Here is a 25256-nt window from a genome sequence, read left to right on the forward strand (position 1 = left end):
CAGATTCGCGGCTGTAAGTCGATTATTTCGACTTACAGCTTCTTGGCGACACCGGTTCGGGCTGTAAGTCGATTATTTCGACTTACAGCTTCTCAGCGACACCGATTCGCGGCTGTAAGTCGATTATTTCGACTTACAGCTTCTGCGCGTCGCTGCCTCGGGCCGCGAGATGTTAACACTTATGACTCAGAATCCATTCGCCTCAGCGTACTTCCCCCAATGGGGACTGCGCCCATCGATATCGATGATACCGTAGTCATCGGACAATGACCAGGAACTGAGAAGTTGCCCTGATTTCTCAGCCATTCTCGGATCTGCAGCTAGTGCGGCTATCCCCTGAGCAACGAAATGAGGCGTCTCGGACTGCAGGAAATGAATGTCCTGCTCCGCAGCGTCTTGCCAATTCTTCTCTTGCACCCCGAAATAATCCAACATCGCTTCTGAACGCAGGAAACCAGGCGTTACGGCAAGTGCTGTCACGCCGTGAGGTTTCAGATCCGCCGCCATCCCCTGCGCCAAGTGGGAAACTCCGATTTTGGCCAAACTATAATACAAGTTCCCCCGATAGTGATAGCCGACGCCATCTGTAATTTCAACAATAAGCCCAGCTTTGCGCTCGACCATTAATGGAGCAGCATAATAAGCCGTCATTATATGAGAGTGGACCGCTTGTCGTTGGATTAGCAACCCGTTTGCAAGCGGAGTTTCCCAAAAGCCTTTGCCCCATTCGGTAAGCGGGTCACCACCCCAGAGATCATTAACCAGAATGTCCAGCCGCCCCTGTTGCTCGATCTTAATTTGATTGAACAGCGCCACAACCTCTTCTTCACTTGTATGATCCATGCAGACTGCGATGCCGTGGCCCCCAGCTTGCGTCACAAGTTCAGCAGTTTCTTCAATGGTTTCCGGTCGGTTCATCGGCGAGCGCTTCGCTCTCGTGGAACGTCCTGTTACATAAACTGTCGCTCCAGCGCGACCGAGTTCGATCGCAATCGCGCGTCCCGCTCCACGCGTCGCTCCTGCGACTACTGCGATTTGATGGCGTAATGGTCGATTTTCCGTTGTCATGGAATCAACTCCTCTCAATATCAGATAGTGGACTGTATGTGGTTAACTTAAGTGGTGTCTTGTTCTTGTATCATCTTACCTTTAGTATCATGACACCTGTTGTCATATATGTATGTTACAATCAACTTACATGAGGGGGATGCAGATGAGAGCGGATCGATTATTGCAAATTATGATGATGCTGCAAACACGCGGCGGCATGACGACGAGAGCGTTAGCCGCGAGACTGGAAGTATCAGAACGAACCATTCATCGGGATATGGAAGCGCTGAGCACAGCGGGAGTTCCCGTCTATGCGGAACGCGGAGCTGCCGGTGGATGGCGGCTAATGGAGGGGTATCAAGCAGATTGGGCCGGGCTACACAAAGACGAGCTACTAGCATTACTGGCCGCTGAGCCCCATCGACATTTAACCGATCTGGGCTTCGGAGATGCTTATGAGGCGGCGGTATTGAAAGTACTCGCTTCACTCTCGCCCACTTTGCGGCGCGATGCCGAATATATGCGCCAACGGGTTTATGTCGATGCTGCCGGCTGGCACCAAACTATCGAAGAATTACCTTGGTTGTCCCTCCTGCAGGAAGCCGTATGGGAAGACCGCAAACTGTGGATACTCTATGCCTCGAGTGGTGACTCTGGGGCAAGTGAACGCATGGTGAACCCGCTTGGGCTTGTCCTCAAGGGTTCACTTTGGTATCTCATTGCAGCATCTGGGCTCGAGGAGGAACCCCGCACCTACCGTGTTTCGCGCATCCAAGATGCTGCCTTGTTAGATGAACCGGTGATCCGACCGGATCACTTCAACCTCGCTGCATATTGGCAGCGTTCGGTCGACCTGTTCCGCAGCGGACTTCCCCATTATGCAGCTCAAACACTTGTGCATCCGAGCGTCGCTACTCGGCTGGAGCAGACCCGCTTCGTTCGTGTAACAGCATGGCACGAGGCACACGAAGACGAAAGCAGCTCGGCAAACGCCAATGATCCTATCGTTTGGCGCAAAGCAGAGCTGGCGTTCAACACGCTGAGCTCCGCATGCGAAATTCTGCTTGGCTTTGGAACGATGGTCCGTGTCTTGGAACCATTAGCGCTTCGTGAAGCACTCCTAGAGGCAGCGAACAATATTGCTTTTATGTATAGCGGCAAGTAGTTCAAGCATTATTCTCACGTGCCAAATATGCTTGCCGTGTTCTCCCTCTATGCCCTTCACTTCATGTATCGCACGAACCAGGAAATTGCCCCATAGATCGTGAAAGTTATCACCGCAAGTAAAGGAAACAAGTAAGGATCTATGTGCATCACAGTAAAGTATGAATCATGATATTGAAAATCGTCTGACGGCTCCTGCAAGCGAATGAGATGAATACTTGCAGCAAGTGCGAGATACACCACAATTGGCACAATCAAGGATACAAGTATCCCGGCAACTAGGTTCTTCCTGCTCATTCCATTCGTTTCCTTTCTTCTTCTCCCCATCGCAGAGCTTTCTCAACCAAGTGATTGATACGATTTTCTTTCACCTCTTGGTATTGATCGTTCGGATAGGACGCAACAATATCCAGCTTTAATTGACCGTATTTTGCAGCTTCATTAGGATGTTGCAACAAGTATGCTTTAAAATCCAAATAGGTAAATATTCTTGAATCTCCCATTTGGTACATATGAACATGATGTGTTCGTTGTATGTCCCCTTTGGAGAAGTATCTTCTATTTGGAATTCCGTTCTCCCCTCTAATTCTGTACCCCGCGCTAACCATTTGTTCATTATGCTGATCCACTCGCTCAATATCCCTGACGATTATCAACATGTCTATTATGGGTTTTGCATAGCCAATTGTGGGCACCGAGGTACTTCCAACATGATGGATCTCAATCATTTCTGTTTGCATAATATCTTGTAAAACTTGAGACTCCCGCTCAAATTGCAGCTTCCAGTCTGGTGTCCAGGGTACAATCGTCCATTGTCTCTTCATTTCATTTACTCCTCTAAACCTTCTTAGCCATCAATACATCATATAACTCCATTGGCAAATAGCTGGAAGTTGAGGTTCCCGCTTTCTCGAAGTAGGTATACAACGAATCTAACGTTGTAACGACTTTCATTTGTTTGTTATCTACCATTCCCTTGGCTGCTTCTATCGTACCCGCTCCTGTTTTGAGGAATGGAATCATGTCATCATAGCCCTTGACTTTGAATTTCTTACCTTCGACTTTAATTTTATCATCGTCTACAGGAATTACGTAGTTATTACCTGACACCGTCAGAGCCACTCCTAGATCACCCGTTAGCAATGGGGCGAGCAGTTTGGACGTCTCTTCTTTCGGAACAACTTCTTGCGATTTGGCTACAGGTGTAAAGCCAGAAGTGCCTTTAACTTGCATCTCGATAGGCAATCCTTTGTATTTATGCCCATCTGCAGAAGAATACGTGATGTCAGCATACTTATTACCTGCTCCAATTTCATCCAATCCCATTTTAAAATAAGAATACTTAAGAATGTGTTTTCGATCCAGATCCGTATTATTGAATAAAGAAATTAAGTTATCGAGAGAATCGATTTCTTTCCATTTGGTGCCGTCAAACACATTAGGAGTTTCATTTTTGGTTATATCCAAAATGGCTTTCAGATTGGCAGCGATGTTCCCCTGTTCACCTTCTTCTTCCAGCTTTCCTCCTAAAGCAGTCAATTGATTAAACTTGTCCTTGGACAAATTGCCAAAATATTTCCCATCGAAATCAATATCATCTTTATTACTCGTTGGTTCCGCTCGAATAGATGTATTCGGTCCCATATATTGATTGCCGCCCTGCCATTCGTAAAATGATTTCCGAACCTCGCCAATCCTCACATTGTATTCGGTATCGTCGAACTTCTTGCTTTTATCTAGCAACATCTGTCGATATGCCTCTCGCTTCTCATCGGAATCAGGTACATCGACTTTCAGTTTTTCCAGCATACTTTTCGTAAGCTTATCGGGAACAGCATGCACCAAAACATCGGTAAACGGAGTACCATCTCCAGCTTCTTCTTTTAACCTTAGCTTCTCCAAAGCTTTCTCTAATTTAGAGTGCGCCACAATATGATGCGCGGTTAACTCCCACCCTCCGTGCGAACCAGCTTGTTCATGGGGATTCTCTCCGCGCAGCTGCACGACGTTGGATGGCATCCCCATCCTATTCTCTTGAGATATTTTTCTTTGAATCGACTGATCAGACTGATAGCGAGATTTTACCCATTGTTCCGTTGCGCGATTTCCGTATGCTTGCTGGAGTTGCACGATGTTCGATGAAGGTAAGGTTGGTTTGCTCAAATTTTGTTGCATGTGCAGCATCCCGGTGGCATTTGCCGAAATAGTATCCTTCAGCTGTATATGCCGATTATGGGATGATTTCGATTCAAAGGCAGGCAAAGTATCACGATCCTTCTTCTTAGATTTAAAGGAAAACTATCATATTTCTCACTATTTCGATATGAATTGGTAAAAACCTCCTCAAACTACGCACCACGTTTACACGTGTTAAAATAAAAAGGAGCATTGCCGCGTGGCAAGCCCCTCCACTATCATTTCTTGGTAGTGTTCCATATTAAACAGTCTGATCTTCCTTGTAATAAGATACCGCTCCGAAGTTCCCGCAAATATCGAGAAATACGCCATTCATATCGAAGATCTCTTTATCCTCTTCTAAATAAGCGAGAACCTTTCTCCGCAACGATGTGTCCGGTTTCGCATCCTTGACTTCGGTCAATTCATTGAATACAAAATTCCATAGAAAACGCACCGAACCTGCTGTCGGATAGAGATAGAACTGCTCTTGGAACCTGACAATATTGCTGGTAGGCGGTAACATTTCCTTGAGTTGAGGCGTGAACAGCCAGGTGTGGCAGGCCATGCCTTTATACGGGACTTCTGGAAAATAGGTGGCATAGAATGCCTTGGCTTGCTTGTACGTATCTTTAATTTGTTCCATATCAAAAGCCGTATCTCGCGGGATATGAATTTCAAGCAACGTATCATCTTTGTCCAGTACTTTCTCCCATTCACCCTTCTTAAGCTTCACAAGGTCGTTCAAACCTTTACCCTCAGGTGTAATGGGATTTCCAATGAAATAATCTTCCGTTTCTTCATATTCCGTCACAAAACCATCGGTTGTTTTCTCTTTATTGCACACGCCTTGCTTATCACCATTTGCCCTTAACTCCATACCTGCGCTGCCTAAGAACAATATACGATCTTCTTTCGCATTGTAAAAACCTTTAACGATGCCAGAAAAATTGACAGCGATGAACTGCATACCACTAATCCTGAACATTCTAGCCTCTAGATGCCGCCAGATCCAGCTGAAATTCCGAATGGCATAATGACCGACTAGATTGTAAGCATTTTGAACCCATACACCGATATCCCGTAACGTTTCTACGAATAACTCTTCACTTAGTCCTCTTTCGGCGTACTTCTGCTCGGCAAGTGGCAGTCGTTGAAGTGCTGCATGCAGATATAGCAAGGAAGCCGAGTTTCCGAGAACTTCTTCCACATAAGCATCTATAGCTAATGGTTCCCATACCGTTGTCCAATAGCCACTTTCAATATTATTTTTATAGAAATCCTTATAAATACCCAACAGTTTGGGATCATTATGCAAGTGATCAACGATGTTCATCAAGATCTCGGTAGCACCTTCGGGCATCAATATTTTCCGACAATACTGCCCTGTAACCTCTTTATTTAATAACAACAATTCCATTCCTGTACTCCTTTCAAATTAAACAAGGGGTGACCTTCGCCATACGTCGGTTACAACGTGCGCCTAGGATTCGCTCGCGTTCAAATGCATGACCATAATGTCTCCCATTATAACCTATTATCTTGAAAGAGAGTAATCTCATCTAGGGCTATGTGCCGCGAGTCGCTACTAATCGATTTAACATTGTCACGGAAGCCCCTCACATACTCGGAATCTTAACGATCACCGTCGTCCCATAACCAATCTCACTTTCGATCCCTACCCCATACCCTTCCCCGAACAACAGCTGTATCCTGTTATTAATATTGGAAATCCCGATACTGTTGCCGACAAAGCTGTTTTCCACGCGTTCGGGAAAGGCCATATTCAGTTTCGCTTTCATCTTATCAAGCTCATCTTTCCCTATCCCTTTTCCGGAATCCCAGATGTGAAAACAGACATCGCCATTCTCATCTACATGTCCACTCACGCGAAGTTTTCCTCCGGCGTCCATACTTTCAAGCCCGTGATAAACGGAATTTTCAACGATGGGTTGCAAGATCATTTTAGGAGTTTTCATTCCCATAATCTTGTCATCTACATCTATTTCCATATCAAACTTGTTTTCATAACGGATGGAGATAATCTTCAAATAGGCTTGAATACATTGAATTTCTTCACTAATCATGACAAGCTCGTCTTTTTTAATACTATATCGGAAAATCTTAGACATGGATGACGTAATCAGCGCTATTTCTTTGCTGCCATATTCGAGGCCGATCGAGCTGATGCAATTTAACGTGTTATACAGGAAATGCGGATTGATTTGACTTTGTAAAGCAGAGAATTCGGCTTGTTTTTTGCTGAGTTCTGACTCATATAACCTTGCTTGTGTATGAAATATATTGCTTGTCATCTCTTCCATTTTATCAATCATGCTATTGATATCATATGCCAACACGCCGACTTCATTGGTTGAACGTACCTTCACTCTGAAGCCTACATCTCGCTTGCCAATTTTCTTCATATCTGCAATCAGCCCCATGACTGGCCGCGTTAGGTTATTCAAGAAAAAATACCCCAGAATAAGCATACTGACGATAATACCAATTCCAGCTATAATACTAATGTTTTTAATGGCATGCATATCCGTTGTCAATTCTTGCACGGGAATAATACTTACGATCCGCCAGCCGTCTGCCTGCTCCAAATCTTTTTCCTGTACAATCACTTCTTCGTTATTGATCGTCGTTTTTACGCCATTCGTTAAACGGCTCCGATCAACTGGGAGGATATCCTCGTACAAAATACCGCGGAAATTAGCATTGTTGGATACAATAACCTCATTTTGGCTATTTAAAATGTACAACGTAGAGTTAGGTGTTAATTCCGTATTCTCGACAAGCTCCTTCAGCTTCTCTGTATTCACCATAATGGAACAATAGCCTGTCTTCTCTGAAAATTGAACCCCGCCAATTGCTTCAATTATGGGTGCTATGTAAAAGAAATATTCACTTCCTGTTTTTTCGTCTTTTAAGAGACTTGTAAACTGCCCTTTTTTAACAGCGTCCAAATTATATTTATATGTACGGATAAACGCTTCGTATTGATTGGAATAAAAAATATCATTGTTCCCATTACTATGAACGCGCCGTCCATAATTATCATTAATCACGATGCCATTCACATAGGAATTAAAGGATCTCATATATTCCATCAGTTCAATGACATAGGTACCTATATCAAAACTCCGCTTATAATCATCATCGACAATCGTAAACTCTTGTACCTTTTTATTATCAACAGCTATGTTGGTACTGACTTTTATATCGTTAAGTACAGAATTGATCTTCTGGCTTGTTTGCTCAATAATCTTACTGCCATAATTGGCAGCTCTGTTCTGCGTCAGATTAGAGAAACTATAATAGGAATAAAATTCCATTATTGTAAAAATAATAACCGAAAATAAAAATATCAGTAGAATCTGATGTTTTAGTTTCAGTCTACTTATCTGCAAATTCCCCACCCCAACCCTCAACTCTTTCTGAATTTCGTAGGTGTGATCCCACTTTGTTTCTTAAATACTTTATTGAAATAATAATAATCCATATAGCCTACTTTTGCTGCAATTTCATCAATGGACAATTCCGTATTTTTCAGAAGTTCACATGCTTTTTTAATTCGTAAATCTGTGACATATTCCGTAAAGGTTTTGCCCAGATTTTTTTTGAAAAGCTGACAACAATAGACTTGGTTAATTAAGAATTTCACGGATAAGTCTTTCAAGTACAACTCGCTCTGATAGTTATTATCAATATATTTCACCATTTGGGTAAAATAGGAGTTCCGATCCGCTTCATTCACAGACTGATAATTTAGTTGTTTGATGTAAGTCAAGATGTCCTTCAAGAAACTGCACAAGGACTCAAAGGATTCAAACCGTTCCTTCAATTCGGAATAATTGAGGAAATCAAGTTCCATGTCCTGCAGCTCTTCATAATAACTGCCTACCAAGTTGCTTACCACTTGATTCCATAAGTAAACAACCTCACCCATCCCTAGCTTATTTTGATGAAAGAAAGCGATGAGCCCTTCCATAATGTCATCCATGTCTTCAAACTTTTTCTCTTGGATAATCGTAGAAATACCATCGATATACGGCTTAACCAAATTAAGCTTCTGTTCATACTCATAGATACCTTTGGCTTCTTTTATAAATACGGTTGAGGCTGCGATATCTGCTTCTTTAATAAGCTTTGCCATCTGATCATATTGATTGGACATGGAGCTGATGCCTACGGCTTGTAGATCTAAATCAATGAATGCGGTTGAATCAAAATTAACATCCAAATCTGTTCTATTGTCACTCTTGAGAATATATAGTGTCTTCCTGGATCCCAAATCAACTTCCAATGTAGGTTTAATATGGAAAGCCTTTCGGTTATGGTCACGGGTCTTCTCACCATTGGCATGCGTGATAACTATACGATAGTAAGCATCCATGGAACCATTAAAAACTTGAGTTAAACGATTCAGTTCACTTTTATCCGATGAGGTTAGTGCCTCTAAAATCAGGTTATTTCTAACACTTCGCTTATTAGCAAAGTGCACGGCCAGCTTTTCTATTAATGGATCTGCCATCTCAATATCCAATGGTTTGAGGCAATAATCCAGCGCGCCATATCGCAGTGCCTCCTGCGCATACGCAAACTCAGCGAAACCGCTTACAACAACAAAGTCTACATCTAATCCCATGTCTTTGGTCTTTTTCATCAGATCAAGGCCAGAGATCTCAGGCATTCGAATGTCTGTAAACACCAGATCAGGACTCTCTTCACAGATATACGCAATCGCTTTATGAACACTTGTAAATTGACCTGTTATTTCAAACCCGTATTTATGCCAGTTAAATGCATTACGGATTCCTTTTATTGCCCATGGTTCATCATCTACAATAATTACACGATGCATAAGTACCCCCTGTGTCAGCTTATTTAATCGTAATCAGAATTTTAACGCTTTGCTCGAAAGATAACAAGTTGTTGTCAATGGGCACTTCATGATAAGAGCCTATGGATATAACGTCGTTATGTCCATAGGCCTTGTATGCGATAAAGCTAATGTACTACTTCTTATTTGCTTGCATGGCCTTATAGATTTTCAAGTTCTCGTCCATAACAGCCTGCCCACCTGCCGCCATATACTCGGCAACTAGCTTATCGTACAAAGCATCGAATTCAGCCGGCTTACAAACGATAAGTTTATCTGTCATTTGTTTGTTCATATCCCCGAGCGTTTTACCAAACTTAATATTGGATTCACTTGGCGTATCGAAGAAGTAACCCGTGTACGTGTCTGTCGTGTTTATTTTATAAGATTGTTCGGCTACAGCTTCAAGTCCTGGTGCCGATGCAGCTAATGCTTTGATATTCTTCTGCTGATCACCAAGCTCAACACCATTCACAACCAATGTAAGATCAAGATTTAGATAGCTGGTTTGCATATTGTCGCCTGTTTGATTGATCACTTGCGGAATACCATCAACCATTTTATGATTGACACCCTCAAGACCGTATTGCAAGAAGAATAATACCTTAGGATCGGACATCCAGTTTAAATATTTAATAGCCAACTCGGCATTCTTAGAGCTCTTAGGAATAAACACATTCACGCCATTTTCGTTGTAGGCAATTTTCTTATATTTACCTTCGTAATTCTTGAACACATCTACAGGTACAAAGTTAGCACTAGGCACATTCGTCTTCAAGGGCACACTGATATTTTGACGTAATGGATAATCCCAGTTAGCACTAAAGAATCCGACTTTACCGTTGGTCACATCTGCATCTGCTTGCTTGGCTGTTTTGTCTAATGCAAAATCAGGGCTGATTAATTTCTCATTATAAAGCTTGTTAAGAAACTTTAGCGCATCCTTATTTCCAGGTTTTAACCAGTTCGGAGCTGTAACGAATTCTTCCTCCGTCTGTTTTTCCCAATAAGATTCACTTAGATTGCCAGTGTTATAATTAAAACCTGTTGCCGCCAATCCCCATGGAATAACACCGTTCACACCGCCAGGATTTTTATCTCGGAACGCAATTAACGTATTATATAATTCGTCCTTCGTAGTCGGAATCGGCATCCCCAGTTTATCCAGCCAATCCTTTCTAATAAACATGCCACCCCATGCAAGCGAAGTTCTTTTGGCAGGGATCGCCATCTGTTTTCCATTAAAGAGTCCATAAGAAAGTACGGTTTTGCCTAAATAATTCGTTAACTCTTTACCATGCTTAGCCAACAAATCATCTAATTGAAGAATGCCATTCACTTTCGAATATCTTGAGATCGTCGGGCTGTCATAGGTAAATGAAATATCAGGCGCCTCATTAGCTGCCATCAATACATTGAGTTTATCTATTTCCTGTGACCTTGGAACCGGAACAAATTTAACAATGGCATTATTGGGCTTACCAAAATTATCATTGATGTATCTCGTCCACGTATTATTGTTCAGATCAGGTTGGCCCTGAATACCTCTGTCGAATATTTCAACCGTGAGTGTAGTCGGTGGTCCTGAAGGCTTCGCAGATGCCGTTCCAGTTGTCGTTGCTGCTGACGTTGCTTGGCTTTCATTATTATTACCGCTGCTGCATCCCGCTAAGCTACTAGCTAGAAGTGTTAACGCTGGCAGTATAACCATCATTTTTTTTATTTTCATCGTTCAACCTCACCTTTATCTTATAGTCATTTCGCTTCGTGTTCACATCATGATCTAATCCTAGCCTAACGGTAACAGAATCACCACCTTTCATGCTTACGATTCTCAGCCCTTAATAGCCCCCGTCATAACACCATCAACAAAATATTTCTGAAGCTTAGGGTAAACGACTAAGATCGGAACTGTTGCAAACATGACACTTGCCGCTTTCAATGACTCCGGAACAATATAAGCACCGACACTTCCTTCACCTTGCTGGGTATCTAACTGTTGATTGGCCGTAATGATTTGGTACAGCTTTAATTGCATAGGATACAAATTCTTATCAGTTATATAGAAGAGTGCATCTTGGAATCCGTTCCATCTGTCCACCGCGTAAAAGAGACTTAACGTTGCGATGGACGGCAAAGAAAGTGGAAGAACAATTCGGAATAGTATCCCCAGTTCATTACAGCCATCTATAGATGCCGATTCTTCCAAACTTTCTGGAAGGGATGAGAAGAATGTTTTTAGAATAATTAAGTTGAACACGCTCATCGCACCAGGCAAAATTAAACTCCAGATGGAATTCATCATGCCTAAATTTTTCACCAACATATAACTTGGAATTAAACCGCCGCTAAAGTACATGGTAATGACCAGCAGGGATAAGAAAAAGCTTCTTCCCTTCAATCTCTTCTTTGTAAGCGGATACGCTGCACAAATGGTTAAAAACATACAAACGAGTGTATACACAATGGTAAGCACAATAGAGTACCCCAGCGTATAGATCATCTCGACATCGCTTAAGATCGTTTTATAAGTTTCCAGTGTGAATTCTACCGGCCATAACGTCACCTTCTGTGAAGTAATCGCACTATTTGAACTTAGAGAAAGCGCAATCATATATAGAAATGGAACAAGACAAGTAATGGCTACAGCAATAATGAATACGATAATAGCTACATCAACGAAATTTATTCTCTGCTTCCTAATCAACAAGCTCACACTCCCTACCAAATTCCCTGCTCACCAATCTTCTTAGCTATATAATTAGCCCCCAATAAAAACACTAATCCTACAATCGATTGAAATAATCCAACGGCTGTTGCTTGCGAGAAATCCCCAGACCCAATCCCGATCCGATAGACAAATGTACTAATAACATCCGAGTATTCACTGACCAAGGAATTCCCCATGACAAATGGACGATCGAACCCAATGGAGAGCATTCTTCCAATTTGCAAAATAAGTAAAATAATAATGGTCGGCTTTATACCAGGCAATGTAATATGCCATATTTTCCGAAGTCTACTGCACCCATCCATATCCGCAGCCTCATATAACTCCTTATTAATACCAATGATGGATGCTAGGTAAATGATGGTCCCCCATCCTGCACTTTGCCACACCCCAATAGCCAGATACATGATCAACCAGTTGGTTTTCTGAGAAAGAAACTCAATATTACCAATGCCAATGCTAGATAAGACACTATTCGCCATCCCGCCCGAAGAAAACATCAGGTAGACCATACCACCTATAATGACCCAGGATAAGAAATGCGGTAAATATAGAATCGTTTGGGTTACTTTTTTAAACCTTACATGCCGAATTTCGTTTAACAAAATGGCTAAAATAATAGGTGCTGGGAAACCTGCGATCAGATCCAGAAAGTTTAGAATAAGCGTATTCTTTAGTGCACGGTAGAAACTATTTTGCTCGAAAATGAATTTGAAGACATCCAAGCCCACCCACTCGCTACCATTAATTCCCTCAAAGATGTTATAGTCCTGAAAAGCCATCAACACACCATAAATAGGCGCATATCTAAAAATGATTAAATAAGCCATGGGTAACAGTAAGAGCACATATAGTAGAAAATCTCTTTTTAAATAATGTACGATACTGTTCTTCTTTCTAAGATGGATGTTGTCCCCATACTTCCCTAAAACCGCTTTCAACTATATCATCCCTCCTACTACAAAGTTGTTTGCGCAAGTACATTTGCATTTGAATTGAGGATCACTCATGTAAAGAATTATACGCGCGAGAATTTTTAATAAAATGTATTAATTTAAATTAATTTTGTAATAAATTAACTTTTGACACAAAAAGCCCCCACCAAGTTGCCTTGATGAGGGACGTCATATAGGATGATTACAATTTACATTTTATGGGTATTTCTTTGCTCAATGAACTGTCTCGGGGTGCAGCCGAAATGCCTTCTAAACAAGTGATAAAACTGGGCAGGGCTGGTAAACCCAACTCTACCGCTTATTTCTGTTACTGACCATGTCTCTGTCAACAGGAGCTGTTCCGCTCGTTTCATTCTGCGCATCTGGACATAGGACGTAAACGTCATCCCCATTCCTTTCTTAAACAGCTTGGCAAAATAACTGCTATTGTAGTTCAACTTAGAACTGATATCAGAAATTTGACAAGGTGAATCCAATTGCCCCTCAATATAGGCTAATGCCGGGCGCAATTTCTGGGCTAGTTGATGTTCCATGGGTTCAATCATCTGTTCATCGTCAATTTGTATGAGTAGGTATAGGAGCCTTTTCAAACTAGCATTGACGGCAAGCTCGTAGCCTCTCCCTTTATCCGTCATGTCTCGAAGCATCTCATGAAGGAGTTCATGGATCTGTTGAATACATAACGGATATTTCCTCAACGTGTCATTCAGCCCTGTTAAGTTGGCTGATCTCCCGGTAAATGCAGCAAGATAAGACAGCAACGAGGGGTCCATGAATGCGGACATATCGGCATGGCAAACGATGTATATCAAAGGAGATTGCCCGTATTTGTGGGACCGATGCAGCTCGTTTGAGCCTAGCATCACCACATCGCCCGCTTGCAGCGTATAGGTTTGCTGTGTCGTCTCAATGATCATCATCCCTTTCAGAACCGTGATCCATTCCACTTCTTCATGGTAATGCCAAGGACCGTATTGGATGTTCGCTTGAGGTGGGTGACTGATGGTCCATATTTTAATCCGGAAATTCGGGTCTTCATAATCGACTTGTTCGTTATCATACGCAGTCAAGTTGATGGCCATGAGGTGCTGGTCCTTTCTTTCATGAACTCTCTCTATCATATCACGAATATCCGTTTTCAAGATAAATTAGTCCGCTATCAAGAGGCTTTGATCCTTGGCTTACTTTAAAATGAAGAGAATAGATCCAATGTTAAAGGAGCGATATTCATGCACGAATTTGACAACCTGACGACTACTCATGATCTTAATCTTCCTGCTTGGGGACCCTATACCAAACAATATATGGGCATCTCTCATATTAGCGATCCCGCGAGAGGATTACGATTTGACCTAAGTTTCATGCCAGGCTTCTATCGAAGAAAAATTGATATTCCAAGTGTCTTGTGGGAATCTGGCTATCATCCGTGGGAAGCTACACCAGATTACAGCTTCTTCGCCCACCGTCATGAGCTGGAGTGGAAGGATCGTGTCTACGCCGACATTTCGTTCAGTCGTATTGACGAGCAGAGCCGACTCATCCGAGCGGAACTCGTTAATCGAACGGAACATTCACAGAATCTTGTGCTCCATTGGATGGCTTCCCTTCAACCGCCTCGGCTTCCGGGTCATGGTGAAGTTCACGTATACGCGGATGCTCAGCTCCCAGATGGTGTAACGTGGGTAGATGCGTTAGATTACAGTGAATTGACATATGCAAGACCACGCCCTTCCGATGGATTAGTCTATGACGGATTTGCACGCGGAGAGGTTCGTGGACAGCATTACACAGGCGGATCGGCAATCGGATGCCATTTCGGAGAGGATGTTGGTGACATGCTGCATTATGAGGTTCATGTCCCAACTCCCTTGCAGGATGGTGTGTTTCTTCTGCGCTATCAAGCAGCGCAAGGCGGGGAGCTTGAGATTGAACTTGGAGGGCAGCGACATCGACTTCTCTTAGAGCCCTCAAACACAGTGATCGTTACAGAGCTTCCTGTGGGAATTCTTTCTGCTGGCAACGTCACACTTCGCTTGCACAATACTGTAGGCTCAAGTCCAATGATTATTGATGGATTCACCCTACTAGAGCACAGCGCATGCCAAGATGTCGCTTTCATCGATCGTCCTTGGCAGATTGAGCCTGAATTACTGCCAGGTCCTGTTCCAGGAAGCCTTATTCTTCAATATCCCGACAATCCTTGCTATTATGGTCTCCTGTGGAATTATGATGATGTTCAAATTCGGCAGATTCGACACCATGAGTTAGATCGATTTGCCCGCCATACCGTGCATAATCATGTCGATGATATCCTGCAAGGTAATGGGAAAGGTCATTACACCAATGTGTTTATGCGCCCTATTCATCTACACCGGGATTCAACCACGATCCTGCACGGCATGGTTTGCTTCGGGACTTATGAGGAAGTGCTTGGCGCTTTGTCCAATTTCACACTACACTACGAGAAGTGCGAGTCTATCTATCAAGCTGAACGAACCAAGTTGAACCCGCCTCCTTCCTATCCATCTGGCGATCGCTATGCGTTCAGCCAGCAGCTCATGCGTGCAACTCTGCTAACGAATACCGTCTATCCCGTCTACACGAAACGAACCTACATAAGACACAGTACACCTGGTCGGTGGTGGGATTCACTGTATACGTGGGATTCTGGATTTATTGGGCTCGGCTTCTCCGATATCGACACTCGGCGAGCAATCGATTGCTTGAATGCGTACATGACGGAGCCTGGTGACCCCCAAGCCGCTTTCATTCATCACGGCAGCCCTGTACCAGTACAGCATTATCTGTTCCAAGAGTTGTGGAATCGCGGACAATCTCTTGATTTTCTGCAACATTTCTACCCGCGATTGCGGCAATATTACTTGTTTTTCGCAGGAAAAGCCAGCAGTTCAACGACCAATACACTTCGTACAGGCTTATTAAAAACATGGGATTATTTCTATAATTCAGGGGGTTGGGACGACTATCCACCTCAGAAATACGTGCATGAGCAGAACTTGGAAGCAACAGTCGCTCCTATCATTACAACAAGTCAGGCGATTCGAATCGCCAAAATTCTAAAGATGGCAGCAACCATATCTGAGGAATGGCACATGGATATTCAAGAATATGAGGAGGATATTGAGCAATGGAGCGAAGCGTTGGAAGCCCATGCTTGGGATGATAAGGCTGGCTACTATGGCTATGTTGTCCATAATGAGCAGGGGGAGTCTGTGGGCCATCTGCATCATGCCTCCGGAGCCAATTACAACATGGGAATGGATGGGCTCTACCCATTGCTTGCCGGTGTCTGCGATAGCGAACGTGCAGACCGTTTGGTTACAGCGCTGTTTGATGAGGCACGCTTTTGGACATCCATTGGGTTATCAACCGTTGACCAAAGTGCCCCTTATTATCGAGCGGACGGGTATTGGAATGGTGCAGTTTGGATGTCACATCAGTGGTTTTTCTGGAAAACAATGCTCGACTTGGGCTTCCATGACCATGCTTATCGCATAGCCAATACCGCGCTAGAACTATGGAAACGCGAGACCGAGGCTACTTACAATTGTTACGAGCATTTTATCGTAGCGACAGGACGTGGCGCAGGATGGCATCATTTTGGTGGCTTATCAGCCCCAGTCGTCAATTGGTTTGCTTCTTATTATCAGCTAGGCAAAGTTACAACTGGTTTCAATGTGTGGATGCTGCAACAAAATTTCAATACAGAATTCACGGAATACCAAGCAGAATTTCACTATGTTGGGGAAGCTGAACAAGCATTTAGCATGTTGGTCAATCTTACTGAAGGAATATTGTATAAGGTTGATGGCACGAATTGTAACGTACACATCTCGCTTCAAACTAGCGGAGGATTGGCGTTGATACTAACTGACTGCTCACCTCGGGCGGCAATCTCGATTCAACCTATTGAATGTTCATAGTCAGGCAAGACCAAAAAGTCCATACCGAAGTATGGACCTTGGCTAAACATATCCCTGTATTGCACTCGAATTACCTAACTTATTTATTATAAATTCTATAAATGATCAAGGCGGCTTCGGCTCTTGTTGCATAACCAAGCGGATTCAACAAACTTTCGTTTCCTTGAATAATGCCTTCCTTGCTCATTGTCGCAACATCCTCAATGGCATACGCAGATACATCGGATTTATCTGTAAAAGCATTGAGATCAGCGCTTGCACCGACCGTAGTCAGCTTCTTCGCTGCTCGCATCGCTCTAGCCGCAATAACCATCATATCCTGTCTGGAGATTGCCGTATTCGGGTTAAACTGGTTACCGCCACTTCCCTGTGTAATGCCGAGTTGCTTGGCACTTGCCACAGCGTCGTAATAGTACGCAGCCTTGCTGACATCCTCAAAATTAGCATCGCTCTTCGTCGACAAGCCTAACGACTTCATCAAGAGCAACAAGAAGTCTGCTCGAGATATGTTTCTAGCGGGCTCAAATGACTTCTCGCTTGTTCCGCTAACGATCCCTTTTGCCGCCAATACTTCAATGGCATCTTGGGCCCAGCCATATTGGGCAAGATCGTCAAATTTCTTGAATGCATACGCTACGGCATATAAGCTAAAATGTGTCGTAGTAAAGCTGATCGTCCCCGTTACTGCGTTGTATCGGGCAGTCGGAACGGCCACCGCTTTCCCAGCACCGTCTATGTACCAAATCACGAGGTGCTCAGGATGTTTCAGTTCTTCGGCAGAAGGTGTGTAAGGAATGGATACCTCTACCGCCGCATCGGGATTGTTAAAAGCTATGTGCTTCCCATCTGCTGTAGCATGAAGCTCAATGACTGGTCTGTCTCCCGTCTGTGCCTTCACAGCATCAGGCAGTGTAGAAGGATCTGCAAAGCCGATTGTCAACCCAATTTCTTTCACACCAGCTGTACTGACATTCGCAAACATGTCGGTAGGAACTCTGACATTCGCCGCGTCTGTAATAAACTCAAGTTGCTGAGCTGATTGTTCTTCTGTAAGTACAGCTGACGGGAGAACAAAGGTGTAAGCATTAGCACCTTCCACCTTCGGCATATTGATCGAAATACGTTTCGTTCCCGTGGTATCTCCCTTTATCTGCTCCAACTCTTTCAGAAGGACACTCGAATCTATCGTGATCTTCGCTTCACCAGTTTTCGTGTCAAGCGTCGACTTCTGTATGATGGAGTCACTTGGCGATGTTCCTGGCGTTGAACCATGACCCGGTGAATTACTAGGTGAATCATCGTCATCATTGTCTGGCACTGGCGTATTGCCGGCTGGTACTGTATACGTCACCGTTTCACTCGCATTGGATTGATGCCCCAAGTTATCATAGGCGACAATCGTGTAACGATATGTTTTGCCAGGTACCAGCTCACTCTCCGTAAAGGTAGTCATATAGGTGCTGCCGACTTCCAAACCGTCCCGATACACGATGTAACCCACTTGCCCAGGGTCTACTTCTGTTAATTGTTGACTCGCTCGTTCTGCAGAGAGAATGCTAACAGGATTGTTCCGTTTTTTCATCATACTAGATTCTATCACTGCGACAGGTGTACCGCTCGTAGAAGTCGTCACCCGATTGGATGCGTCAGAAGCAGCCCCTCCTTTCACCGCAGCGACTTTATAGTAGTAAGTTGTTTCACCCGTAAGTCCATTATCGGTAAAAGTCAGATCTGGCCCCGCATACACTTGCATGTAACCTTGGTCTGGACTAAGGGAACGGTAAAGCTTATAACCGGCAGCTCCGGTAACCCCACCCCAAGTCAATTTGATACTTGAAGCTGTATTCACGCTTGCTGTCAGAGAAGTTGGTGCTACAGGCTTAAAATACGCTTTGACATTATCAAAGTCCAAGCTGCTCACATTATCAGCGGCTACCTTCACGCCGTAAACGGCTGTTGTCGCTGTTCTAAAGCCAAATTGACTCGCAGATGCCGTTGATGAACCATTAACAAATAAGTCAAATTTATTCGTACTCGTATTTAGAACAATTTTTGTCGTATACCATGTGCCATCGAAGACAACCGGAGAGAATACCGACGTCTTGGAACTGCTGCTGGACGACTTATAGGCAAATATTTGGCTAGCACTAAAATAAGTATGCACCGCTCCAGCTCCAGCAGGCGTAATTATAACAGGTATGTTTTTCCAATTCGCATTGGTTGGCAATACATCTGTTTCTATTGTTACGATTCCTTGAACGCCTTGAGCATCACCAAAACTTCTTATTGCACTTGTCTCAAGCGCATTCCCACCAGTTAGTCTAACTGCATGACCAGGTGCTGCAGCATAAGTAGCATTCACAACCGTCACTGGTCTGTTTGTATCTTCCACAATCGTCCAGCCTGCAGGATCTCCCCCGAGCGCATCGGTATCGAAATTGTCGTTGATCAGTGTTTGCACAACATTGAACGAAGATGAAACGACGTTGGAATCCGCTGAATCTCCCTCTTCGTTAACGGCAACGACCTTGTACGAGTAGCTTGTGATTCCGTCAAGACTGTTGTCTTGAAAGGATGGACTATTTGTTGTACCAAGCAATTCGAATTGATTGCCGTTTGCTGTGGATCTGAACACGGAGTAGCTCGCAGCATCCTTGCTCGCCTTCCAGCTTAGCTTGATTGAAGTCCCTGTGTTATCGCTTGCTAACAGCGCTTCTGGTGTAGTAGGTACACTCAAGCCAGATGCATTTTTGGTTGTCGTTGTCAGCAGACTTGATTCGGCCGAAATAGCGCTACCACTTAATGCCACCATTTTATAGTAATAGCTAGTTTTGGCAACTAAACCACTGTCCGTATAAGAACTGCTAGCGGGCACCTCGGCCGCCAGTTTAAATCCTGTATCTGCCGATAGGGAACGATAAATCCGATAACTAGTAGCCTCAGTAACCGGCGTCCATGATAATTTCAGACTAGTACCTGTTTGTTCGCTTGCAGTTACATTTGTCGGAGCTAGCGGCACATAGGAAATCTTGACTTGATCCAGCTTCATGGAACTAGCAGTCCCACCCAAAGCAAATATAACTGTGTCGAGTTTATTAACCGGGCTTTCCCGGAATGACCACTGATTGCCTACAAGCTGATCATCGACGTACATATCAAATTTCTTCGTTGCCATATTTACAACGGCTTTTAATTTGTATGACTTACTCAAATCCATTGGATTCAACAGATCAACTTTGGAAGACCCACTGTACCCCCATATCTTGTTGCTCTGCATAATAATGTTAACGGCGCGTTTGTTCGTTGCGCTATCTCGAAGATCAAGTACGGTCTTGTACTGAATATCATCTGCTTTCACCGTAACTTCCGCTGTCACAATGGCACCGGCAGGAATACTCATTGCGTGGCTAATGGAAGGATCCCCTTGATAATTACTATATTTCTTTAGATAAACATAAGCGCTATTAGGCGTCTCTTCCTCTACCGTTGCCTCTGTTCCTGTTGGAAGCGTTGTTATCCAATTATGTTGGCCGGTCAATTCACCTCGTGTGAAGTCATCGAAATTATCTTCAACAACATTCGCTGACACGTTAAAGATTGTCGAAAGCGGTGCGGTAGCTGCCGACTCCCCTCCTGGGTTTACGGAAGCAATCTTGTAGTAGTAATTCATCCCTTCTTCCAAACCGGAATCGGTATAACTGGCACCTGTAATACTTGTTCCCACACCTGTTACTGGTTCGAAATTACCTGTTAATGAAGATGACCGATAGATCTTGTACTCCGTAGTCCCCGGCACTTCATTCCAAACTAGCGTAAGCGAGGTCCCCATATTCGTTATGACTTTCAATCCATTTGGCGGTAAAGGAACGGTCCAAGCTGAATGGATTTCTGAATAAGCAGATATCCCTTTCTTGTTTACAGCTACGACTTTATACCAGTACTGACTGCCACTGCCTAAATTGGTGTCTGTATAGGTCGTAGCTCCAGGTTGAAGATCTAGAATAGAGTAATAATCGCCATCCTCCGAGTTAGAGCGATACAGCCTGTATCCCGTTGAATCTTCTACCCTATCCCAATTAACCGTAAGGCTATTCACTGTATGACCGCTGATCGTTAGATTCGTAGGAGCAGTTAGAGGAGCATCTGCTTTGTCTACGGCATGCCAAGATAATTGAACGCCCTTCTCACCGTCTTGCGTGACCGTCAGACCTGTCGGAGCAGCAAGCTCCTCTTTCACGCCTGGCAAGCGGAATTTAGCTTGAAATGTCTTTCCTTTCGCATCCTTGACATTCACGGAAATCTTGGCTTTACCATCTGCATGGTTCAAAGAAACGCCAGGATCAACTGAAACAATATCCCCGAAATCCGTATCTAAAAGAAGATCAATTGTCCCCACATTAGCCATTGTAGGATCAGAGACGGATATTTCCATATCCTTATCCGTTTTCTTAATCATAACCGAAGCTTTTTTGTTACTTGTAACCTGCTCGACAGTCGTTAATCCATCTCTCCAGAAATTAATCCCTGTAATCCCTAATTTCGTTTCTTTAACTGCTTGCGCGTCGGGAGAATTCTCAATGACCTCGATATCGGGATGCGTAGAATAAGCTTCTACGTCCTCGCTTGATTTGCCCGGTAGGAGCACATAGGAATACGTCCCATTATTAGGATTCGTACCGTGATCCCACCACAAATTCAAGTAGGAACGAGTGGAATTACCTTTACTTCCACCCACATTCGTACTGAACCATTGATCTGTGCGGCTTTCACGCAATGCTTTAACAGAACCCGCATTGGGGAAGAAGTACCCCACATCTGAACCCGGCACTTTACCTTGCAAATGAGCCCAGCTCACATCTGTCAACGTTTCACTCACACCCAGATTCTCTGAGTGTTGTTGACCGTTTACCGTAAACAGATTATCGCCATTCTCATTCAACTTACGATTCTCAATGATCGTCTCAACTTCCTTATCGTCGCTGGATGAAATACCCGCTCCGAGTGCAACGATTTCATCATCGAACATAAACCAGGACTTCTTGGCCTCGAGTGTTGCTCCTGGACTCTTGAACTGCATGCCAGATACACCGTACAGACCCGAAATTTCTGTTCCACCCACCCAGTTATACGGACTTAACTGACCTGATGCACTTTCCGAGTCATGGTTTACTGTTGTTCCTGGAAGACGGTAGCTGTTCACTGTCGGCCAGAAATCATCATCATATTGACTAGCATCCGCATTGTAGAGGTAGGTCATGCCATCGCCGGTGTGCCAACCTTTCAAATTTTCACCATTAATGGATTCATAATTCGCTATACGGTTTGAAAACATGCTAATGCCGAATCCGTAGCCATTGCCCAAATGCACGGTTCGATCCATACTAGGATACTGCTTTTGCATAATAAGCTCGCCTCTAGGATGTACCGTATTGTCCTGCATCAGCTTCTTGAGTTCAACAATAAGTGAAATCGAGGACAGTGTTGGGTAAATATCATCATACGTGTCTTGTTCAACCCAGTATTTCACCATACTTCTGTACGTTGCCGCTTCTTCAGCAGGAGCAAGGAGTGCTAATCTTACCAGGGAGCCGATGACATTATGTCCTGCGTGCCCATTTCCTCTCGATATATATCTGCCTCTGACCATGTCCATCATTTCGCCGTCATAAACGAGCGGCTCGAAACCGTCAGACACATGTTTATAAAAAACGGCTAAATTCGGATCAATGATCTCCCATGTCGACTGGCTTAGTATGTAGATCATCTTCGAAAGATTATCGAGCATACTGATGCCGTAACCACCGTTATAGGCGTATGTGTGATGTTGAATAAAGGAACCGTCCGAGTAGAAACCATCGTCAGTCTTTACATCCGCTAGCACTCTGCTCACACCATTTCTAGCAGAGAACAGCACCGTAGAATTTTTACTAATCACACCATGAATCATCGTAATATTACAGAACGAAATTTGATTTGCACCCGTTGAAGCCGGATTGTTCAGATCAGGGAGCATAAACTTGACTTGCTTCACAATAATAGCAAGCACCTCAGGTGAAAGCTCGTCATACAGCACAACACCAATGTTATCTAAGCTTGTCGGAGAAGCGATTTCCCAATCAAACCAGTTGTCATACCGCTGTGTTCGCGTTGGAAAACTTTCATTGTAACGGTTGGCATACATCCATTGGAGTCCGCTTTGAATATCCCCCAACAGCTCCGAGTTTCCTTGTAAACTTGACCCCCTTGTGCTGTAGGCGACAGCCATACTTTCAAGCCGCTGGAAGCTGCCGGAAACGTGAGCGGAAACTGGCTTTTCAATTTCAGCTGTATTCGGATCATCCACCGTATCTTTGGAAGAAGCTAAGTCACTCCATAAATAAGTTCTATCTGTGCTTCTAGCCATCGTAGCCCATGCGTTTTGAGCGTTTGCCGTGATGATATCAATCTTGGGGCGAATATCCGTATCCTCTGGATCATATGAGGATCCACCTGTGATAAAATCAAATAGTCTCTGTCTCAAGACATCGAACTCATCTGGCTCTGCTGCATTGGAATAATTAGGAACTAACATTAAGCACAAGAGCAGCACCATCGCCCATATTCCCGTTTTACGTAAACGCTTTCTACTCATCATTTACCTCCTTGTTTGCACATTTTATTTGCATACTTCCTGATACCTAGACAACCTTAATTCGATTTATCCCAGCCCGCAATATACACTTTTTAGAATGATTAACATAAACAATTAACAATTCTTCGTTTGATTAACACGCTTGTAATTAGAGCGTTTATACGTAGCGCTTTGGTTGTGAATGTCATCTAGGAATGAACTTCATCAATATAAGCAATCATTTGTACACATTTCGCAATGAAAACGATTCCACTTTCCTCCACAATAAAGAAGAGATCGATATCGAGGCGTATTAAAGGAGTTCTATCCCCATGACCAATCGGAAGAAGCTAGGTTTGTTTGCCATTACATGGCCTTTATTTATTGAATCGTCTCTTCTCGTGTTTATGAGAACCTCTGATACCTTCATCGTCAGTCATGTGTCGGATCAAGCTGTTGCCGCCGTTGGCGTCAGCAATCAACTCATCATTTTTCTTTTTTTGTTGCTTCAAGTCATATCAACTGGTTCAGCTATCGTTATCTCTCAATATTTGGGTGCCAATAAAACCAAAGATGTCAAAAAATTTGCCGCTGGCGCCATCTCGCTCAATTGCATATTCGGCTTCTTCATCAGTGTGTGTATTGTTTGCTTCAGTAAACAGTTGCTGCAACCCTTCGGTTTGGAACCAGAAACGTTGGAGCAGGCACGAATATTCCTGTCGATTGTTGGAAGTGCCCTATTTATTCAAGCTATTAATCTGACCATCGCCGCCATAACGCAAGTGCACGGTTACACCAGATATACCATGGCGGTTAGCTTGGGAATCAACCTTGTGAATTTGACCGGCAGCATTTTATTTATATTCGGTCCATTCGGCTTTCCAAAGCTCGGCGTCCCTGGTGTCGCCATATCGGCCGTATTCAGTCAATTACTTGGACTGGTTATTTATAGCATGATTCTAACAAAGATCGTACGATTGAACTTATCCTTTAGCGACTTTTATAAAGCGAGATTTGCAGAAATTAAAAAGATATTAACCATCGGTATTCCCACTGCCGGGAGCCAGCTTATATATTCCATCAGTCAATTGATGACGACATATTTTATTACACAGCTGGGTGCAGAGATGCTTTCCACGCGTATTTATACGCAAAACATAATGACGTTCATCATGGTGCTAGCCATTTCACTGGGACGTGGGACGCAAATCATCATAGGTCGATTAGTTGGTGCAGGTGAAAAGGAAGAAGCGTACCGACAATTATTTCGTAGCTTACGACTGAGTCTATTTCTTTCACTAGCCGCGGTTACGTTAACTGTTTTGTTCAGAAAACCACTGATCGGTATGTTCACGGATAACGTTGAAATCATTGCATTAGGGGCCTTTTTATTGACCTACGGTTTCCTCCTAGAGCCTGTTCGGTGTTTAAATATTGTGATTGGAGAAGCACTGCGTGCTACTGGTGACGCGAGATTCATTCTGCTAATCGGTTCATGTGTCATGTTGGGGCTGTGCGTTCCGCTAACCTATTGGGTGGGTGTCCATCTGGGGTACGGATTGGTAGGAATGTGGTGCGTGTTCATCATGGATGAAGGTGTCAGAGGGCTGCTGTTATTATTGCGTTGGCGAAGCAGAGCATGGGAGAAAAAAGTATTGGTGAGCAAGGAGGAAATGGCTTAGATAGGACATATTCTCCCGATAACGCAATGAGACTGCCGTTCGATTTCACGGCAGTC

16 protein-coding genes are annotated in these 25256 nt (G+C 43.7%); 4 read left to right on the top strand and 12 right to left on the bottom strand.

Annotation, left to right across the window (positions count from 1 at the left end):
- Positions 1-270, top strand: a 270-nt coding sequence (locus A8708_RS36235; RefSeq protein ID WP_204787641.1) for a hypothetical protein, incomplete at its 5' end; no start/stop codon positions are given.
- Here the strand turns inward: A8708_RS36235 and A8708_RS26360 are convergent.
- Positions 187-1068: an SDR family oxidoreductase gene (locus tag A8708_RS26360; protein WP_068668589.1), complete on the bottom strand. Its 882-nt coding sequence runs from the start codon at positions 1066-1068 to the stop codon at positions 187-189. The two genes, A8708_RS36235 and A8708_RS26360, sit on opposite strands and share 84 nt — an antisense overlap.
- 145 nt (positions 1069-1213) lie before the next feature.
- Here A8708_RS26360 and A8708_RS26365 point away from each other — a divergent pair, with 145 nt between their 5' ends.
- Positions 1214-2215, top strand: coding sequence for a helix-turn-helix transcriptional regulator (locus A8708_RS26365; protein WP_068668594.1), 1002 nt, complete (start codon positions 1214-1216; stop codon positions 2213-2215).
- Positions 2216-2271: 56 nt separating this feature from the next.
- On the opposite strand, the gene A8708_RS26370 is transcribed toward A8708_RS26365, so the two are convergent.
- The 10 genes from A8708_RS26370 to A8708_RS26415 form a co-directional block, all read right to left on the bottom strand.
- A complete protein-coding gene (locus A8708_RS26370) occupies positions 2272-2511 on the bottom strand; it encodes a hypothetical protein (RefSeq protein WP_068668598.1) in 240 nt (79 codons plus the stop codon).
- Complete coding sequence (locus A8708_RS26375; RefSeq protein WP_068668599.1) at positions 2508-3038, bottom strand: GrpB family protein; 531 nt, start codon at positions 3036-3038, stop codon at positions 2508-2510. Before A8708_RS26375 ends, A8708_RS26370 begins: the two co-directional genes overlap by 4 nt.
- Before the next feature lie 13 nt (positions 3039-3051).
- A complete protein-coding gene (locus A8708_RS26380; RefSeq protein WP_157265051.1) occupies positions 3052-4389 on the bottom strand; it encodes a hypothetical protein in 1338 nt (445 codons plus the stop codon).
- Positions 4390-4651: 262 nt separating this feature from the next.
- Positions 4652-5809, bottom strand: coding sequence for an acyltransferase domain-containing protein (locus tag A8708_RS26385; protein ID WP_068668602.1), 1158 nt, complete (start codon positions 5807-5809; stop codon positions 4652-4654).
- 199 nt (positions 5810-6008) lie between these two features.
- Positions 6009-7730 (bottom strand): sensor histidine kinase, encoded by a 1722-nt coding sequence (locus A8708_RS26390; RefSeq protein WP_239696857.1) that lies wholly within the window; start codon positions 7728-7730, stop codon positions 6009-6011.
- Between the two features lie 92 nt (positions 7731-7822).
- Positions 7823-9259 carry a response regulator transcription factor gene (locus A8708_RS26395; protein WP_068668604.1) on the bottom strand — a complete coding sequence of 479 codons (1437 nt, stop codon included), beginning with the start codon at positions 9257-9259 and terminating at the stop codon, positions 7823-7825.
- A 154-nt stretch (positions 9260-9413) separates the two neighbouring features.
- Positions 9414-11006 (bottom strand): extracellular solute-binding protein, encoded by a 1593-nt coding sequence (locus A8708_RS26400; protein WP_082927819.1) that lies wholly within the window; start codon positions 11004-11006, stop codon positions 9414-9416.
- A 105-nt stretch (positions 11007-11111) separates the two neighbouring features.
- Positions 11112-11981, bottom strand: a complete 870-nt coding sequence (locus A8708_RS26405) for a carbohydrate ABC transporter permease (protein WP_068668702.1) — start codon at positions 11979-11981, stop codon at positions 11112-11114.
- Between the two features lie 17 nt (positions 11982-11998).
- The gene (locus tag A8708_RS26410) at positions 11999-12949 is read right to left on the bottom strand and encodes an ABC transporter permease (protein WP_068668605.1); all 951 of its coding nucleotides are present in this window, start codon (positions 12947-12949) and stop codon (positions 11999-12001) included.
- Positions 12950-13152: 203 nt separating this feature from the next.
- Positions 13153-14034, bottom strand: coding sequence for a helix-turn-helix domain-containing protein (locus A8708_RS26415; protein WP_204787642.1), 882 nt, complete (start codon positions 14032-14034; stop codon positions 13153-13155).
- 159 nt (positions 14035-14193) lie between these two features.
- On the opposite strand from A8708_RS26415, the gene A8708_RS26420 reads away from it, so the two are divergent.
- On the top strand, positions 14194-16908 hold the full coding sequence (locus A8708_RS26420) for an MGH1-like glycoside hydrolase domain-containing protein (RefSeq protein WP_068668609.1): 2715 nt from the start codon (positions 14194-14196) through the stop codon (positions 16906-16908).
- A gap of 79 nt (positions 16909-16987) precedes the next feature.
- Here the strand turns inward: A8708_RS26420 and A8708_RS26425 are convergent, their stop codons facing one another.
- Positions 16988-23539: a polysaccharide lyase family 8 super-sandwich domain-containing protein gene (locus A8708_RS26425; RefSeq protein ID WP_068668611.1), complete on the bottom strand. Its 6552-nt coding sequence runs from the start codon at positions 23537-23539 to the stop codon at positions 16988-16990.
- 311 nt (positions 23540-23850) lie between these two features.
- Here A8708_RS26425 and A8708_RS26430 point away from each other — a divergent pair, with 311 nt between their 5' ends.
- A complete protein-coding gene (locus tag A8708_RS26430) occupies positions 23851-25200 on the top strand; it encodes an MATE family efflux transporter (RefSeq protein WP_068668612.1) in 1350 nt (449 codons plus the stop codon).
- Positions 25201-25256: the final 56 nt, after the last annotated feature.

It is taken from the genome of Paenibacillus oryzisoli (assembly GCF_001653565.1).
Taxonomy (GTDB): Bacteria; Bacillota; Bacilli; order Paenibacillales; family NBRC-103111; genus Paenibacillus_E; species Paenibacillus_E oryzisoli.

Excerpts from the sequence above, each read along its gene's own strand:
- A8708_RS26360 (WP_068668589.1), bottom strand. The coding sequence starts at position 1,068 with ATGACAACGGAAAATCGACCATTACGCCATCAAATCGCAGTAGTCGCA.
- A8708_RS26365 (WP_068668594.1), top strand. The coding sequence starts at position 1,214 with ATGAGAGCGGATCGATTATTGCAAATTATGATGATGCTGCAAACACGC.
- A8708_RS26370 (WP_068668598.1), bottom strand. The coding sequence starts at position 2,511 with ATGAGCAGGAAGAACCTAGTTGCCGGGATACTTGTATCCTTGATTGTG.
- A8708_RS26375 (WP_068668599.1), bottom strand. The coding sequence starts at position 3,038 with ATGAAGAGACAATGGACGATTGTACCCTGGACACCAGACTGGAAGCTG.
- A8708_RS26380 (WP_157265051.1), bottom strand. The coding sequence starts at position 4,389 with ATGCAACAAAATTTGAGCAAACCAACCTTACCTTCATCGAACATCGTG.
- A8708_RS26385 (WP_068668602.1), bottom strand. The coding sequence starts at position 5,809 with ATGGAATTGTTGTTATTAAATAAAGAGGTTACAGGGCAGTATTGTCGG.
- A8708_RS26390 (WP_239696857.1), bottom strand. The coding sequence starts at position 7,730 with ATGGAATTTTATTCCTATTATAGTTTCTCTAATCTGACGCAGAACAGA.
- A8708_RS26395 (WP_068668604.1), bottom strand. The coding sequence starts at position 9,259 with ATGCATCGTGTAATTATTGTAGATGATGAACCATGGGCAATAAAAGGA.
- A8708_RS26400 (WP_082927819.1), bottom strand. The coding sequence starts at position 11,006 with ATGAAAATAAAAAAAATGATGGTTATACTGCCAGCGTTAACACTTCTA.
- A8708_RS26420 (WP_068668609.1), top strand. The coding sequence starts at position 14,194 with ATGCACGAATTTGACAACCTGACGACTACTCATGATCTTAATCTTCCT.
- A8708_RS26425 (WP_068668611.1), bottom strand. The coding sequence starts at position 23,539 with ATGAGTAGAAAGCGTTTACGTAAAACGGGAATATGGGCGATGGTGCTG.
- A8708_RS26430 (WP_068668612.1), top strand. The coding sequence starts at position 23,851 with ATGACCAATCGGAAGAAGCTAGGTTTGTTTGCCATTACATGGCCTTTA.